At 50.9% G+C, this 232-nt stretch carries 1 protein-coding gene; it reads left to right on the forward strand.

Features of this window, described 5'->3' with window-relative positions:
* Window positions 1-24 precede the first annotated feature (24 nt).
* Window positions 25-232: DNA-formamidopyrimidine glycosylase family protein (locus ACTHS3_RS18770; protein WP_440368926.1), on the forward strand; the 208-nt coding region annotated here is incomplete at its 3' end.

Consider the following 232-nt stretch of genomic DNA (forward strand, 5'->3'; position numbering starts at 1 on the left):
GTATTAGCTTGAGGATAAAGAAAAATGCCGGAATTGCCTGAGGTAGAAACGACGTTGCGCGGTATCAGCCCGCATATTCAAGGTAAAAAGGTGGCGGATGTCGTGTTGCGCCAAACCAAGCTGCGCTGGCAGGTCAATCCGCAGTTGGCGGAGCTTTTGGCGGGGCAGGAGGTGTTGAGTTGTCGTCGGCGGGCGAAATATCTGATTATTGGTTTTGCAACGGGTATTTTAT

Source organism: Neisseria sp. P0009.S007 (assembly GCF_051962515.1).